We start from the raw sequence: 15,258 nt of genomic DNA on the forward strand, positions 1-15,258 counted from the left end.
GAACCGATGAACGAGACGACGACCACCGACATCCGACTCGTCGTACTGGACATGGCCGGCACGACCGTCGCCGACGGCGGCCTGGTCGAGCGCGCCTTCGCCACGGCCGCCGCCGAGCTGGGCGTCGAGCCCGGCTCGGCCGACCACGACGACAAGCTCGCCTACGTCCGCGCCACCATGGGCGAGTCCAAGATCTCCGTCTTCCGGTACCTGTTCGGCGCCGAGGACCTGGCCCAGCGGGCCAACGCCGCCTTCGAGAAGGCGTACGGCGGCCTCGTCGACGGCGGCCTCGTCGCCCCGGTCCCCGGCGCCCGCGAGGCCATCGAGGAACTGCGGGCCGACGGCCGCACGGTCGTGCTGACCACCGGCTTCGCACGCGTCACCCAGGACGCGATCCTCGACGCCCTCGGCTGGCGCGACCTCGTGCCGCTCACCCTCTGCCCGGCCGACGCCGGCGGGCGCGGGCGGCCCTACCCCGACATGGTGCTGGAGGCCTTCCTCCGCACCAAGGCGGCCGACGGCGTACGCCGGGTGGCCGTCGCCGGCGACACCACCTACGACATGCTCAGCGGCGTACGCGCCGGGGCGGGCGTCGTCGCCGGAGTGCTCACCGGGGCGCACGGCGCGCAGGACCTCCACGACGCCGGCGCCACTCATGTCCTCGGCTCCGTGGCCGACCTGCCCGCCGTACTCAGGGAAGCCGGCTGATGGGCATCCGATTCGACTCCGTCACCGTCGCCTACGACGGCACGGTCGTCCTGGACGCCCTCGACCTCACCGTCGAGCCCGGCGAGGTCATGGCGCTGCTCGGGCCGTCCGGATCCGGCAAGACCACCGCGCTGCGGGCGGTCGCCGGGTTCGTGCGGCCCGCCTCCGGGCGGGTGTACCTCGGCGGACGCGATGTGACGGACCTGCCGCCGCACCGGCGGGGCATCGGGATGGTCGTCCAGAGCTACGCCCTCTTCCCGCACCTGCGGGTCGAGGACAACGTGGCCTTCGGCCTCCGGGCGCGCAGGCTCGCCCGCGCCGAGGTCCGCGACCGGGTCCGCGAGGCGCTGGAGATGGTCGGCATGGCGGACTATGCGCGCCGCCACCCCCGGGAGCTGTCCGGGGGCCAGCAGCAGCGCGTCGCCATCGCACGGGCGCTCGCCATCCGGCCCGGCGTCCTGCTGCTCGATGAGCCGCTGTCCGCGCTGGACGCCCGGCTGCGCTCCGGAATGCTGGCCGAACTGGCCCGACTGCACCGGGAGTTGCCCGAGGTGTCGATCCTCTACGTCACCCACGACCAGAACGAGGCCCTGACCCTGGCCGACCGGATCGCGGTCATGGACCGGGCGCGGTTGAAGGCCTGCGGCACACCGCGGGAGCTGTACCGGGCGCCGGCGAACGAGTTCACGGCGTCCTTCGTCGGCAGCGCCAACCTGCTGCCGGTGACGGTGGGGGAGCGCGGAGTGCTCTTCGCCGGGCACGAGGTGGCCGTGGCGGCGGCGGGTGCGGCGCGCGGCTCCCAGGCCACCCTCTGCGTACGGCCGCACCTGGTGGGGCTCGGCGACGGGCCCAACGCGCTGACCGGAACCGTCTGCGAGGTCCAGTGGCGCGGAGCCACGCACCGGCTCCACGTCGACGTCGCCGGCCACCGCGTCATGGCGGACCTCGCCGAACTGAGGGAACCGCCGCTCCTCGGCGACCGGGTGACCGTGCACTTCGCCCCCGAGGACGCGGTGCTGCTGCCGCCCGGACCCTCGCACGACCAGGCGCGCGCCATGGGTGGTGCCCGTAGGAATCAGGCGCCCGCCGCGAACGCACCGGGCCAGGATCGGGCCCAGCCCCCGGCGGCCGCCGTGAACGGTGTCCGGCATGACTAGGCGCCTGCTGTGGGCGGCGCCGCCCGTCGCCGTGCTCGCCCTCGTCTTCCTCTACCCCCTCGCCCTCGTCCTGCGGCAGTCCGTCCAGCCGGACACCGGCGGCACCTCCCTCCAGCCGTACACCGACGTCTTCGCCTCCGCCGCGTTCGGCGAGGCCCTGTGGACCACCGTGTGGCTGGCGCTCGCCGCCACCGCCGGGTGCCTCGTGCTCGGCTTCCTGCTCGCCCTCGTCATCGCCTTCGTGCCGTTCCCCGGCGCGAAGGCGGTCGCCCGGTTCGTCGACGTCTTCCTGTCCTTCCCCTCCTTCCTGATCACCCTCGCCCTGCTCTTCGTCTACGGCACGGTCGGCATGGCCAACGGGCTCTGGCAGGACGTCACCGGGGCGGCGAACGGACCCTTCCAGTTCCTGACCACGCCGTGGGGCGTGCTGCTGGCCGAGATCACGTACTTCACCCCGTTCGTGATGCGGCCGCTGCTCGCCGCCTTCTCCCAGCTGGACACCGCGCAGCTGGAGGCGGCCAGTTCGCTCGGGGCCCGCGCGCCCCGGATCGTCCGCAGCGTGATCCTGCCCGAGGCACTGCCCGCGCTGGCGGCCGGCGGCAGCCTCGTCCTGGTGCTGTGCCTCAACGAGTTCGGGATCGTGCTGTTCACCGGGGCGAAAGGAGTCACGACCCTGCCCATGCTCGTCTACAGCAAGGCCATCCTGGAGTCCGACTACCCGGGCGCGTGCGTGGTCGCCGTCGTCAACGTCCTGATCTCCGTGGGCCTCTACGGCCTCTACCGGGTGGTGAGCCGCCGTGCTGGTGCATAGCCGCAAGGGCAGGTGGGCCGCCGCCGCCCTGTTCCTCGTCCTCTTCCTGCCCCTGTTCGCGCTGCCGCTGCTGGTGATCCTGGCGGCCTCCTTCGCCACGAACTGGTCGAGCGTGCTGCCCTCCGGCCTCACCACGGCCCACTACGCGGCGGCCGCTCACGGCGAGGCGTCGCAGGCGCTCATCACCAGCCTGCTCACCGCCCTGGCCGCGAGCCTGCTCGCGCTCACCGTCGGCACCTGGGCAGCGCTCGCGGCCGCCGGACTCGGGCGGCGCCACCGCGCCGTGCTGGACGCCCTGTTCGTACTGCCCGTCGCCGTCCCCTCCGTGGTGGTGGGCCTGGCGGTCCTGGTCGCGTTCTCCCAGCCGCCGGTGCTGCTCAACGGCACCCGGTGGGTCGTCGTCATCGCGCACACCGTGCTGGTCACGGCCTTCGCGTACCAGTCGGTCTCCGCCGCCCTGCGCCGCCTCGACCCGGCCTACGAACAGGCCGCCGCCTCCCTCGGCGCCGGGCCCGCCCGGGTCCTGTGGCGGGTGCGGCTGCCGCTGCTGCTGCCCTCGCTCACCGCCGCGGCCGGCCTCTGCTTCGCCCTGTCCATGGGGGAGTTGAGCGCCACGATGATGCTCTACCCGCCGGACTGGACTCCGCTGCCCGTCCTGATCTACGCGGCCACCGACCGCGGCTCCCTGTTCGCCGGCTCCGCCCTCGCCGTCGTCCTCATGGCGGCGACCCTGCTGGTCCTGCTCGCCGTCTCCCGGATCCGCACCAGAGCCGCCCACCGCTAGGCCGGGGGCCCGGCCGCTCCCCTGCCGTCCTCCCGCTCCCCGGCCGTCCTCCCGACCGCTCCCCGAACCTCCCCTTCCGCCCCCCGAACTCTCCCTCCCACCCTCCCGGGCTCGTCCCACCCAGCAAGGAGTTCACCTCGCCATGCGCAAGAACACGCTCAAGATCGCCACCGCCGTCTGTCTTCTCGCCGCCCCGCTCACCGCCTGCGGCGGCAACTCCTCCGCCGCCGACGCCAAGGTCGTCACCGTCTACAGCGCCGACGGTCTCAAGGGCGAGAACGGAGACGGCTGGTACGACCGCGTCTTCAAGGACTTCGAGAAGGAGACCGGCATCAAGGTCAAGTACGTCGAGGGCGGCTCCGGCGAGATGGTCCAGCGGGCCGTCCGCGAGAAGGGCAACCCGCAGGCCGACGTGCTGGTCACCCTGCCGCCGTTCATCCAGCAGGCGGACAGCAAGGGCCTGCTCCAGACGTACGCGCCGCAGGGCGCCGACCAGGTCGGCACCGAGGACAAGGCCACCGACGGCACCTGGACCTCCGTGGTCAACAACTACTTCGGCTTCATTTACAACAAGAAGGAGCTGAAGCAGGCCCCCACCACCTGGGAGCAGCTCCTCGACGGCCAGTACAAGAACAAGCTCCAGTACTCCACGCCGGGTGTCGCCGGCGACGGCACCGCCGTGCTCGTCAAGGCCATGCACGACTTCGGCGGCAAGGACGCCGCGCTCGCGTACCTGAAGAAGCTCCAGGCCAACAACGTCGGACCGTCCGCTTCCACCGGCAAGCTCGCGCCCAAGGTCGACAAGGGTGAACTGCTCGCCGCCAACGGCGACGTCCAGATGAACTTCGCCCAGTCCAGGACCATGCCCCACCTCGGCATCTGGTTCCCGGCCCGGCAGGGCGGGAAGCCGACCACCTTCGCCCTGCCGTACGCCGCCGGACTGGTCAGCCACGCCCCGCACGACGCCAATGGCAGGAAGCTCCTGGACTTCATGCTCGGCCGGCAGGCGCAGCAGCAGGTCAGCGAGATCGGCGGCGGCTTCAGCGTCCGCCAGGACGTCAAGGCCGACGACGCCAACGCGATGGACCTGAAGAAGCTGATGGAGGGCGTGGAGGTGTTCACGCCGGACTGGAACGACATCGACAAGAACCTCACGACGTACGTCGAGGCCTGGAAGCAGGCCACCGGAAGCTGAACCGGCCTCCGGCAAGATCCGGCCACTGGCTAGGCTGGACTCACGCAAGCGCGCGTACGGCAGGAGGCCGAAGCACATGGCAGACCGCAAGCCCATCGAGTCGTGGCTCACCGACATGGACGGTGTCCTGATCCACGAGGGTGTTCCGATCCCCGGTGCCGACGCCTTCCTGAAGAAGCTGCGTGAGTCCGGCCTGCCGTTCCTCGTGCTGACCAACAACTCCATCTACACCCAGCGCGACCTGCACGCCCGCCTGCAGCGCATGGGCCTGGACGTGCCGATGGAGAACATCTGGACGTCCGCCCTGGCCACCGCCCAGTTCCTCGACGACCAGCGGCCCGGCGGCAGCGCCTACGTCATCGGCGAGGCCGGCCTGACCACCGCGCTGCACGACATCGGCTACGTCCTGACCGACCACGACCCCGACTTCGTGATCCTGGGGGAGACCCGGACGTACTCGTTCGAGGCCATGACGAAGGCCGTGCGGCTGATCAACGACGGCGCCCGGTTCATCGCCACCAACCCGGACAACGTGGGCCCGTCCGCCGAGGGCGCCCTGCCCGCGACCGGCTCGGTCGCCGCCCTGATCACTGCGGCGACCGGCCGCAAGCCGTACTTCATCGGCAAGCCCAACCCGCTGATGATGCGCGCCGGGCTGAACGCGATCGGGGCCCACTCGGAGACCTCCGCCATGATCGGCGACCGCATGGACACCGACGTGCTCGCGGGCCTGGAGGCCGGGATGCGGACGTTCCTGGTCCTCACCGGTGTCACGCAGGCGAAGGACATCGACCGCTACCCGTTCCGGCCGTCCCACGTCGTGGACTCGATCGCGGACCTCGTCGAGCGGATCTGAGAACCCCGTCCCGCCCGCCCACCCTTCTCACCCATTCGGAGCAGCGCGGTTTCGCAGCGGATGCGGCCGTGGCCCGTCGGGAGTCTCCTGATAGCGGAGGTTTCACGATGGGTCCATTGCGCCTCACACTCTGCACGGGACTCCTGGCGGCCGCCGCCCTCGTCCCAGCGGCCGACGGGGTGGACGGCACGGCCGGTACGGGCGGTCCGGTTCTGCCCGGTGCCCCGGCGGCCCCGGGCACCCTCGCCGTCGTACCGCAGTCGAAGCCGCCCGCCGCCTCGGCTTCCCCGAGCCCGCCACGCACGCCACCCACTCCACCCATGGCGTTCGTTCCGGCCACCCGGACCCCCCGGGCCACCACCGCCCCGGCGCCGGCCGCGCCTCCCGCGCCCGGCACGGCGTACGCGGTGACCGGGCTGGTGCTCGCGGGTGCCGCCGGGGCGGCCGTCCTGCTCCTTCCCCGGTCGCGCGGTACGACCCGTGCCGGGGACGGCCGGCGCGGCCGCCGCGGCCGCGGATCGCACTGAGGGCGGGATCGGCATGTCCGACCACGAGGGCACCCGCTCCCGCTGCACCGGCCGCCTCCTGGCCGGCCTTGCCTGGGTGGTGCTGCTGCTCGGGCTGTGGCTGTGGGGACGCGATCTGACCGACGTACGGGAGTCCCTGGCGCCGTCGGCCACCGGGGACATGGCCGCGGCCGGCCGGCCCTCCGCGGACCGGCTGCCCGCGTCGGCCGGCGCGCTGACCGACGCCCCGCCGCGGCGCCTGGACATCCCCGGTCTGGGGGTGCGGGCGCCGGTGGTGCCCCGCGCCCTGGACGCGCGGGGCGCGGTCGAACGGCCGTCGGCGGACCGGGCCGGCACGGTCGGCTGGTACGGCGCCGGGGTGAAACCGGGGGCGTCCGGGACCGCGCTGCTCGTGGGCGACCTCGGCGCCGGGAGCCGGCCGGGGGCGTTCGACCGGATCGGCTCGCTGCGGCCCGGCGCGGCGGTCCGGGTGGTCCGGGACGACGGCAGTGTCGCCGACTTCACCGTCGACGACGTCAAGGTCCTGACCGGCGACCGGCTCGACGTCCGGCAGGCGTCCGGAGAGCCGAAGCCGGGCCGCGCCGAACTGCGGCTGATCGGCTGCGGCGGCACCGTCGACGGAGCGAGCCGCGCCTGCGCCGCGCACGTGGTCGTGTCGGCGTACCTCACGGGTACGGGCCATTGAGGCCACGGGCCATTGAGGCCACGGCCACCACCGCCCCGCCACCGCCACCCGGCCCCGCCGACGAACCGTTCTTTATGGGACTTTGAGGCCTCGGGCGGGCTGTGACCTGTGACAGCATGGAACCCGGCCGAGCGCACCAAGGGGGAAGGCATGTACGGCATGAGGGGGGCCCTCTCGCGTGCCCGTGCGGCGGGGGTCCGGGCGTCCGCGGCGGTGCTGGGGGCGGCACTGCTGGCCGCCGGGTGCACCTCCGGGGGCGGCGACAAGGACGACGGCGCCGGGATCACCCAACAGCCCAAGGAGGCCGACCCGTTCTGGGTCAACCCGGACAGCAGGGCGGCCCGTCAGGTCGCCGCCTACCTCAAGGCCGGGAAGAAGGCCGACGCCGAGCAGATCCGGAAGATCGCCGGGCAGCCGACCGGCGAGTGGATCGGCCCGGAGAACCCCGAGCAGGAGGCCCGCGGTTTCACCGAGGCCGCCGACAAGGCGGGCCGCACCGCGCTGCTCGTCCTCTACAACATCCCGCACCGCGACTGCGGCCAGTACTCGCAGGGCGGCGCCGCTGACGGGGACGCCTACCGGGCCTGGGTGGACGGCGTGGCCCGGGGCATCGGCGACCGCCCCGCCACCGTGGTCCTGGAGCCGGACGCCCTGCTGCACCTGGTGGACGGCTGCACCCCGGAGGAGTTCCAGGACGAGCGCTACGACCTGCTCAAGGGCGCGGTCGAACGGCTCAAGTCCCTCAAGAGCACCAAGGTGTACGTGGACGCGGGCAACGCGGGCTGGGGCCACCCCGACCAGATCTTCGAGCCGCTGCGCCGCGCGGGCGTGGACCGGGCCGACGGTTTCGCGGTCAACGTCTCCAACTTCTACTCCACCCCGGAATCCCTCGCCTACGGCAAGCAGTTGTCCGCCAAGCTGGGCGGCAAGCACTTCGTCGTCGACACCAGCCGCAACGGCAACGGCCCCTACGGCGGCGGGGATCCGGACGAGCGCTGGTGCAACCCGCCCGGCCGCGCACTCGGCGAGACACCCACGACGACGACGGCCGACCCGCTGGCCGACGCCTACCTGTGGGTCAAGCGGCCCGGCGAGTCCGACGGCACCTGCAAGGGCGGCCCGAAGGCGGGGGACTGGTGGGCCGACTACGCGCTGAAGCTGGCGAGGGCCAGCAAGTAGAGGGCCCGGGACGCGACGTGGGGCGCCCCCCTGGAGGGAGGGCGCCCCTGAGCACACGCGGTCACGGGACCTCGGCTGCTCCCGGGCCCCGGCCCGCTAAGGGACCTTCACCCACTGCGCCTCGCTCGGCGTCCCCTGGTCGTCGTCGACGAACAGCATGTACCACCCCGACTGCACCAGGTTCCGGCTTCCCGGCACCGTCACCGTGATCTTGTCGCCGGACGTGGTGAAGTCCAGCGCGATCGAGCGCTGGTCGACGTCCGTGACATGCGTGGAGGCACTCGGGCGGATCAGCCGGACTTTCTTGATCGTGCCGGCGTGCTGCGAGGTGAACGTGCCGGAGGCGCCCCGGGCGATGGTCCGCGGGCCGCCCGACAGCGAGGGCCGCGCGTCCCGGTACAGATACGGCGGCGTGTAGATCTCGACGCGCTGCTCGAACGTGCCGGGCTTGGTGTTGGCCTTGTCGCCGTAGAGCGAGTCGGAGCCGAAGAACATCACCCGGCCGTCCGGCAGCAGGATCGAGCCGGCGTGGTAGTTGCGGCCCACCAGCGGGTCGGCGACCCGCCTGAAAGTGTTGGTCCCCGGGTCGTAGAGCCGGGCCTGGAGGATGTTGGAGTCGCCGCGGCCCCGGTAGTCCTCGGAGCCGCCCGAGACCAGGATGGAGTCGTCGGGCAGGACCGAGGACTGCGGGTAGCGGGTGCCCTTCTCCAGCGTCGGACCGTCCGTGAAGCGCGGGTTCTTCGCCTTCAGGTCGATGATGCGGGTCTTCCTGCTGGCCAGCTGGGACTCGCCGACCCCGCCGCCGCCGATCACCATGAACCGCTCGTCCTGCGCGGGCGGCAGCAGGACCGTGCCGGAGGTCTCCATCATCTGCGGGTCGCTCAGGCCGGGCAGCTCGGTGAACTTGTTGGTGTCCACGTCCCAGACGCCCGGGTCGCGGCCCACGTCGGCCGGTCCGTAGCCCGCGTTGGAGCCGGAGTAGAACAGCTTGCCGTTCCGCAGCAGGAACAGCGCCGGGTAGGTCGGGAACTGACGGTCCTTCGGTGTGTACGTCCACTTCTTGGTCTTGGGGTCGAAGACCTCGTTCTTGCCCGGGACCAGTTGGCCGATGTCGTCGAGGCCGGAGACGCTGAGGATCTTCCCGTCGCTCAGGGTGGCGAGCGTCGGGTACCAGCGGGCCTCGTTCATCGGGTCGACCTTGATGTACTTCTCGGCGACCGGGTCGAACTCGTAGGCGTCCCGGATCCCCTGGAAGTCCTTCTTGTCCAGGGCGAGCTTCTCCGCGATGCCGTACGTGTTGCGGGCGTCGTCGCCGGACAGGCCCTGGATCCGGTAGTTGTCCTGGGTGCCCGTCTCGTACCGGGCGCCGCTCTTCTGCGCCTCGACGTAGATGCGGCCCAGGCCCGGGCTGTTGCCCAGGAACCTGCCGGCCTGGTCGAAGTTCTTCTTGGCGCGCGGTACCAGCACCGGGTCCTTGGAGACGAACGTCTTGCCGTTCTCCCCGCCGGTGAACCTCGTGCCCGCGGGCAGCGTGATCGGCTTGTCCGGGTTCTCGTTGTGGACGATCATCAGGCCGCCGGCCTTGGTGACGTCGCCCTGGAGCTTCTCGTACCGCTTGGTGCCGCCGGCGATCAGGATGTTGCCGTTGGCGAGCTGGGTGTGGCCCGTGCAGAACAGGTCCTCCGGCGTGGGCACCTTCTTGATGGTGCCCTTGACCGGGTCCCAGATACGGGTGTCGAACTGCCGTGCGTCGAAGTTCTTCTTGTTGTTGCCGGAGCCCGCGACCATCAGCACCTTGCCCGTGTGCAGCAGCACGGCGTGGATGGTGTTCTGCCGGTACTCCTCGGGGAACTCGACGATCTTCCAGCGGCCGTTCTCGGCCTTGTACTCGGGCTTGTTGATCTTGTACTGGTGGTAGCGCTCCGTGCCGAAGCGGTAGAGCCACGGCCCGTTCATTCCGGCCAGAGCGACTACCACCACCGCGCCGATCCCGAGCCGTCGGGCGCGCCGGAGGCCGGCCTGGTCCTTCATTCCTTATGTCCCCCCAGTCCACCGAGGGCGATCTGCATGGTGTGCTCGCCCGTCGTCCCATCCGTTCCGGCCCAACTCGGCCCCTGCCGCTCCGCGCTGCCCGGCGCGTGTCCCGGCGGTACCTCCGCCGCCGGGACCGGCATCCCCCGGGCCGGTGTGTGTGCCCGGTGCGGGTGTGCCGGGACCGCGTCCCGCGGCTCCGGAGCGGCGGCCGCGGACGCCTGCTTGCGCCGCTCCTGCCGCAGCGTCCACCGCCAGGCGAAGATCGGTGCGGCGGTGATGAGCATGGCGAACGTGGCCCAGGTGATCATCGCCGGGTGTGAGTGCCCGAGGGCGAAACCCGCGACGAGCGAGCCGCCGAAGACCAGGATGAAGAACCAGTGGATGCGGAACGTCCCGAACAGCGTGTCGGGGCTCGCCGACTCGCCCTTCGGGGTCACCACGAACTTGCTCTTTCGCCGCAGCACGGCGTCCATCAGCGAGCGCGCGTAGACCGGCGCGGACAGCGCCGACATCACCATGCCGGCCACCCCGCCGGAGCCCTCCGGCTCGTGCGGCGAGACGTTGTGCCGGCGGTTCCAGACGTACAGGCCGATCTGGAGCGCCGAGGCGTTGCCGTACAGCATCAGCCACACGGTCGGGTCGATGTTCACGCCCGAGGCGCCGAGGCCCAGGAACAGCGCGCAGCTCAGCGCCGCCAGGATCCAGTTGAGGGCGGACATCGGGTAGAAGATGATCATCATCGTGTAGTTGAAGAGCTTGGCCGGCGGCAGGGTGCCGAAGCCCTTCCAGTACTGCTTGAGGATCGTCTCGTAGGTGCCCCGCGACCAGCGCAGCTGCTGGGTGAAGAAGTCCGTCCAGGCGTTCGGGCCCTCGCCGACCGCGAGCACGTCCGGGGTGTAGACCGACCTCCACTTGCGGCCGGTCGCCGGGTTCTTGGCGCGGTGCATCTCGAAGCCGGTGGCCATGTCCTCGGTGATCGAGTCGTACAGGCCGCCGATCTGCTTGAGCGCCTTGATCCGCACGGCGTTCGAGGTGCCGACGAACATCGGCGAGCCGTAGCGGTTGCCGGCCCGCTGGATCAGCGCGTGGAAGAGGAACTGCTGCGACTCGGCCGCCTTGGTGACGAACGTGTCGTAGTTGCCGTAGACCTGCGGGCCGATCACGAAGCCGACGTCGGGGTCGCGGAAGTACCCCAGCATCCGCTCCAGGTAGTTGGGCAGCGGCACGTGGTCGGTGTCGACGGAGGCGAAGAAGTCGTAGTCGTCGCCGTGCGCCTGGAGCCAGGCGTTGTAGTTGCCGTGCTTGGTCTTGGCGCGGTGCGGACCCTTGGGCTGGTTCCAGCGCTCGACGCCCTTGCGGCTGAAGTGGTGCACGCCCAGGCGCGCGCAGACTTCCTTCACCTCGGGGTCGTCGCCCTCGTCGAGCAGCCAGACGTGCAAGAGGCCCCGGTGGCGCAGCCGTACGGCGGCCTCCAGGGTTCTGGTCACCATCTCCAGCGGTTCCTTGCCGGGCACGAAGGAGGTCAGGAACGCGACCCGCGTGCCGGTCTCGGGCACCACCGGGACCGGGTCCCGGGCGACCAGGGTGGCGTGCGCGTTGGACAGCACGTTCATGCAGCGGAAGAACTCGATCAGGCCGATCGAGACCAGCATCACCGCGTCGAGGGCCGGCAGGAAGTCGTAGGCCGGGTAGTCGCGTTCGGTCCAGTGCTTGGGCTGGAGCAGCCAGGCCAGCAGGACCAGCGACAGCAGCGGCGCGGCGGCGAGCATCAGCGCGACCCGGATGCGGTGCGGCTCCTGCGAGATCAGCGAGCGGTACTGCACCGTGTACGGCTTGTCCGGGTCGGGCTCGGTGAGGGGGCCGGCCAGCCGGCTGTAGTGCTCGTAGTCGTATTTCGGCAGAGACTTCTTGATTCTGCGGAATGCCCCCGTGGTGCCGGTGCGGTGTCCCGGCATTCGTCGCCGGGTCGTCTCAGAAGGATCGGATTCGTGCCGGGCGCCCGTCGGCGTCGACGTCATGACTCATCCCCCCACACGCATGCGAGCGCGTGTTCGTCGGTTCCTTCGTCTGTTCGAGGCCCCCCTTGGCCCGTCACGGACGTTTGCGTGCCGGCCGCGGGTCACCAGGTCGGTCCCACCTCGGAGACAGGCACCGCGGCACGCCGGTTGCATGGCCGCCCCCCGCGGCGGCCGTCGACGCGCGGGAGTCACGGCTCACCGCGCGGCCGGGCAACCGGCTCCTACAACCCCCCAACACCCCCCAACATCCCCAACGCCCCCCAAGTGCCGCCAAAGGGCGGCAGCTTGACATCCAGGGTTCTACGGTGTTCAGCATGATCGCAAGACGCGAAACTCGGAGTTTACCGGCCATACGCGCGCATTGCGGAGAGGGGGTGCGACGAGGGGTGCGACACCCTGCGCCGCCCGCTCTTCCGTACGGCTGAGACGGGAGAGGTGTTCAGCCGGGGCGGGAGGAACCGGCAAAAGGTGAAGGCGAGCCCGGTCCTGTGGACCGGGCTCGCCTTCGTCGTGGTGCGCCGCCAGGGACTCGAACCCCGGACCCGCTGATTAAGAGTCAGCTGCTCTAACCAACTGAGCTAGCGGCGCCTGCTGACATCGTCCACTTTACATGACCTCCGGAGGTCCCCCGGCCATCCGCGCCCGGTGGGCGGGGCCGCTGGAGCCGTCCTGTACATCATTCGGACCGTCAATGTTCGCGTCCGGTGGACAGTTGTGGCAATGATCAACGTGCACAGATCCGGATATGTACTGATGAAGTGTGAGGAAGATCGCATGAAGTCTCCGGTGTTCGAGGACATCGACCCCGCGAGCGACTGCGACTGCCCCGGGTGCGTGCGCGGGCGTGGCCTCTCCCGCTCCCCCGCCGCCCGCACCCCGGTCCGTCCGGCCGCCGCGCATCGCGCGCTGGTCGTGGCGGCCGTCACCGCGGCCGCCCTCGGCGCGGGCCAGGCGCCACCGGCGGCGGCAGCCACCCTCACCGCCGGCCGGCTGCCCGGGCCGCCGGCCCAGCAGCCCCGGGCCGAGGAGGTCAAGACCCCGCAGGGAGCCGCGGGCGCGCTGTTCGGGCGGGAGGGGCCGGCCAAGGCGGGGGAGCAGTTCGCGATCGGCGCGACCACCCGGTCGCAGATCGTCAGCCGGGCCAAGAAGTGGCTGGACGCCCGGGTGCCGTACAGCATGAACCGCTTCTGGCGTGACGGATACCGCCAGGACTGCTCCGGCTTCGTCTCGATGGCCTGGAACCTGCCGCGCAACGAGTGGACCGGCAGCCTCGGCCAGTACGCGGCGCGGATCACCAAGGGGCAGCTCCAACCCGGCGACATCCTGCTCTTCCACAATCCCGACAACCCTCAGAAGGGCTCACACGTGGTGCTCTTCGGCGGCTGGACCAACCAGCGGCACACCTCCTACATCGCCTACGAGCAGGCGCCGCCGCACACCCGCAGCAGGACGACCCCGTACGCGTACTGGACCAACTCCAAGCGCTACATCCCCTACCGCTACAAGGGCGTCACCCGGGGCGTGGCCGGCCTCGCCGCGGCGCCGCCCGCGCCGTACCCGGGAGCGGCGTACTTCGGCCCCGGCGCCAACAACCCCCATGTCACCCGGCTCGGCCGGATGCTCGCCGCCCGCGGCGGCGCCTCCTACTACACCAAGGGGCCCGGCCCGCGCTGGTCGGAGGCGGACCGGCGGGCCACCCAGGCCTTCCAGCGCGCCCAGGGCTGGACCGGGGCGGCCGCGGACGGGCTGCCGGGGCCGGGGACATGGCAGCTGCTGGTGACCGGGAAGGGCAAGGACATCCGGGCCGCGGCCCCCGCCTCGCACGGGGTGCCCGGCTATCCGGGGCAGGGGATGTTCCGGCCCGGTGCCGAGAACCGGTATGTCACCGAGCTGGGCCGGCAGCTGGTGAGGAAGGGGTACGGCCGGTTCTACACCAACGGGCCGGGGCCGCGCTGGTCGGACGCGGACCGGCGGGCCGTCGAGGCCTTCCAGCGCGCCCAGGGGTGGCGGGGCGGCGCGGCGGACGGCCGGCCGGGGCCCGAGACCTGGCGCCGGCTCTTCGCATGACCGCGGCCCCGGAGGGGCCGCCGATCCACCGTACGAACGTCTGAACCATCTGGCGCGGAGGCTGGAGGCAGGTATGAGTACGACCACGTCCCCCACACCCGAATACGACGGGCGCGAGGCGATGATGGCCCCGGACGGCTGGGCGGGCCGCTGCGTCCCCCGGCTCATCCACAACGAGGGGACCACGGAGATCCCCGTCCATCTGCTGTTCCGCGACGACGCCGACACGATCCCGCTGCCGGTCACGCCCGCGGTGGTGGGCAGCAGGAAGGGCGGCGGTGAGCAGCCGCGGCTGGGGCACGGGCGCCGGGCGCCCGCGCCGGCCCGCCCGGTGCCGGAGATCGACTCCGACCTGGTGGAGCGCCCGGCGGCGGTGCTGCCCGGGGCGGCCGGGGTGCTGGCCGGGGCCTGCGGGGCGGCGGGCTGTGTGCTCACCTCGTGGTGGGCCGGGGTGCTGCCGGGCATCGCGGCGCACGTGCTGGGGCTGCCGGCGTCCGCGGGGGCCGGACTCGGCGGACCGCAGTGGGCCGCGTACGCCGGGGCGGGGGCGCTCGCCCTGTTCGGCTTCGGCGGGCTGGCCCGGGGCCGGACCGGGCGGGCCTGGGTGCTCGGCCTGTTCGGCCGCTACCGGGGGACCGTCCGGCGCACCGGGCTGCTGTGGCTCAATCCGCTGATGCCGCGCCGCCGGATCGACGTCCGGCTGCGGCACTGGCGCAGCGAGCCGATGCCGGCCGCCGACACCGGCGGGGTCGCGCTGCGGGTGGTGGCGCTGGTGGTGTGGCGGGTGCGGGACACCGCGCGGGCCGCGCTCGGGATCGACGACCACGAGACGTACCTGCGCGAATGCGTCGAGGCGGCGCTGGCCCGGGTTCCGATGGACCCGCCGGGCGGCGCGCGGGGGACGGCGGCCACCGCGGACACGCTGACCCGGCTGGTGAAGCGGGAGGTGGCGCCGGTCGGTCTGGAGGTGTTCTCGGTCCAGCCGGTCCGGGTCGAGTACGCGCCGGAGATCGCCGCCGCCATGCACCGGCGCAGCGTCGCCGCACTGGACGCGCGGCACCGGGCGAACGTGCTCACCTCGGTGGTGGACTCGGTGGAGGACACGGTGACCCGGCTGACCACCAGGGGTCTTGTCGACCTCGACGACTACGAACGCAAGCTGCTGGTACGGGACTTGACGGTGGCGTTCTGCGCGGGAGGCCGGGAGCCGGGGTCGTGACGGGGACGGCGTGACGGG

13 protein-coding genes and 1 tRNA gene are annotated in these 15,258 nt (G+C 72.0%); 11 read left to right on the top strand and 3 right to left on the bottom strand.

What is annotated here, in order from left to right; all coding sequences use genetic code 11:
* The first annotated feature begins 6 nt into the window (after positions 1-6).
* The 9 genes from TNCT6_RS19680 (at position 7) to TNCT6_RS19720 (ending at position 7,902) form a co-directional block, all read left to right on the top strand.
* Positions 7-708, top strand: a complete 702-nt coding sequence (locus tag TNCT6_RS19680; RefSeq protein ID WP_141360609.1) for a phosphonatase-like hydrolase — start codon at positions 7-9, stop codon at positions 706-708.
* The gene (locus TNCT6_RS19685) at positions 708-1,865 is read left to right on the top strand and encodes an ABC transporter ATP-binding protein (RefSeq protein ID WP_141360610.1); all 1,158 of its coding nucleotides are present in this window, start codon (positions 708-710) and stop codon (positions 1,863-1,865) included. Before TNCT6_RS19680 ends, TNCT6_RS19685 begins: the two co-directional genes overlap by 1 nt.
* On the top strand, positions 1,858-2,676 hold the full coding sequence (locus tag TNCT6_RS19690) for a 2-aminoethylphosphonate ABC transporter permease subunit (protein WP_141360611.1): 819 nt from the start codon (positions 1,858-1,860) through the stop codon (positions 2,674-2,676). The genes TNCT6_RS19685 and TNCT6_RS19690 overlap by 8 nt, the downstream gene beginning before the upstream one ends.
* Positions 2,663-3,460 carry an ABC transporter permease gene (locus TNCT6_RS19695; RefSeq protein WP_141360612.1) on the top strand — a complete coding sequence of 266 codons (798 nt, stop codon included), beginning with the start codon at positions 2,663-2,665 and terminating at the stop codon, positions 3,458-3,460. Before TNCT6_RS19690 ends, TNCT6_RS19695 begins: the two co-directional genes overlap by 14 nt.
* Before the next feature lie 142 nt (positions 3,461-3,602).
* Positions 3,603-4,655 (top strand): 2-aminoethylphosphonate ABC transporter substrate-binding protein, encoded by a 1,053-nt coding sequence (locus TNCT6_RS19700; protein WP_141360613.1) that lies wholly within the window; start codon positions 3,603-3,605, stop codon positions 4,653-4,655.
* A 76-nt stretch (positions 4,656-4,731) separates the two neighbouring features.
* Complete coding sequence (locus tag TNCT6_RS19705; RefSeq protein WP_141360614.1) at positions 4,732-5,511, top strand: HAD-IIA family hydrolase; 780 nt, start codon at positions 4,732-4,734, stop codon at positions 5,509-5,511.
* A gap of 116 nt (positions 5,512-5,627) precedes the next feature.
* The gene (locus TNCT6_RS19710; protein ID WP_141360615.1) at positions 5,628-6,038 is read left to right on the top strand and encodes a hypothetical protein; all 411 of its coding nucleotides are present in this window, start codon (positions 5,628-5,630) and stop codon (positions 6,036-6,038) included.
* A 13-nt stretch (positions 6,039-6,051) separates the two neighbouring features.
* Positions 6,052-6,723, top strand: coding sequence for a sortase domain-bontaining protein (locus tag TNCT6_RS19715; RefSeq protein ID WP_141360616.1), 672 nt, complete (start codon positions 6,052-6,054; stop codon positions 6,721-6,723).
* Between the two features lie 150 nt (positions 6,724-6,873).
* Positions 6,874-7,902: a glycoside hydrolase family 6 protein gene (locus TNCT6_RS19720; protein WP_141360617.1), complete on the top strand. Its 1,029-nt coding sequence runs from the start codon at positions 6,874-6,876 to the stop codon at positions 7,900-7,902.
* Positions 7,903-7,998: 96 nt separating this feature from the next.
* On the opposite strand, the gene TNCT6_RS19725 is transcribed toward TNCT6_RS19720, so the two are convergent.
* The 3 genes from TNCT6_RS19725 to TNCT6_RS19735 all read right to left on the bottom strand — a co-directional run bounded on the left by TNCT6_RS19725 (position 7,999) and on the right by TNCT6_RS19735 (position 12,542).
* Positions 7,999-9,933, bottom strand: coding sequence for a kelch motif-containing protein (locus TNCT6_RS19725; protein WP_141360618.1), 1,935 nt, complete (start codon positions 9,931-9,933; stop codon positions 7,999-8,001).
* Positions 9,930-11,954 carry a glycosyltransferase family 2 protein gene (locus TNCT6_RS19730; protein ID WP_141360619.1) on the bottom strand — a complete coding sequence of 675 codons (2,025 nt, stop codon included), beginning with the start codon at positions 11,952-11,954 and terminating at the stop codon, positions 9,930-9,932. The genes TNCT6_RS19725 and TNCT6_RS19730 overlap by 4 nt, the downstream gene beginning before the upstream one ends.
* 511 nt (positions 11,955-12,465) lie before the next feature.
* Positions 12,466-12,542: transfer RNA gene (locus tag TNCT6_RS19735), tRNA-Lys, on the bottom strand.
* A gap of 186 nt (positions 12,543-12,728) precedes the next feature.
* Here TNCT6_RS19735 and TNCT6_RS19740 point away from each other — a divergent pair.
* Together TNCT6_RS19740 and TNCT6_RS19745 are read left to right on the top strand one after the other, a co-directional pair.
* A complete protein-coding gene (locus tag TNCT6_RS19740; protein ID WP_141360620.1) occupies positions 12,729-14,021 on the top strand; it encodes a peptidoglycan-binding protein in 1,293 nt (430 codons plus the stop codon).
* 73 nt (positions 14,022-14,094) lie between these two features.
* Positions 14,095-15,240 (top strand): SPFH domain-containing protein, encoded by a 1,146-nt coding sequence (locus TNCT6_RS19745; RefSeq protein ID WP_141360621.1) that lies wholly within the window; start codon positions 14,095-14,097, stop codon positions 15,238-15,240.
* Positions 15,241-15,258 lie beyond the last annotated feature (18 nt).

The organism is Streptomyces sp. 6-11-2 (genome assembly GCF_006540305.1).
Classification (GTDB): Bacteria; Actinomycetota; Actinomycetes; order Streptomycetales; family Streptomycetaceae; genus Streptomyces.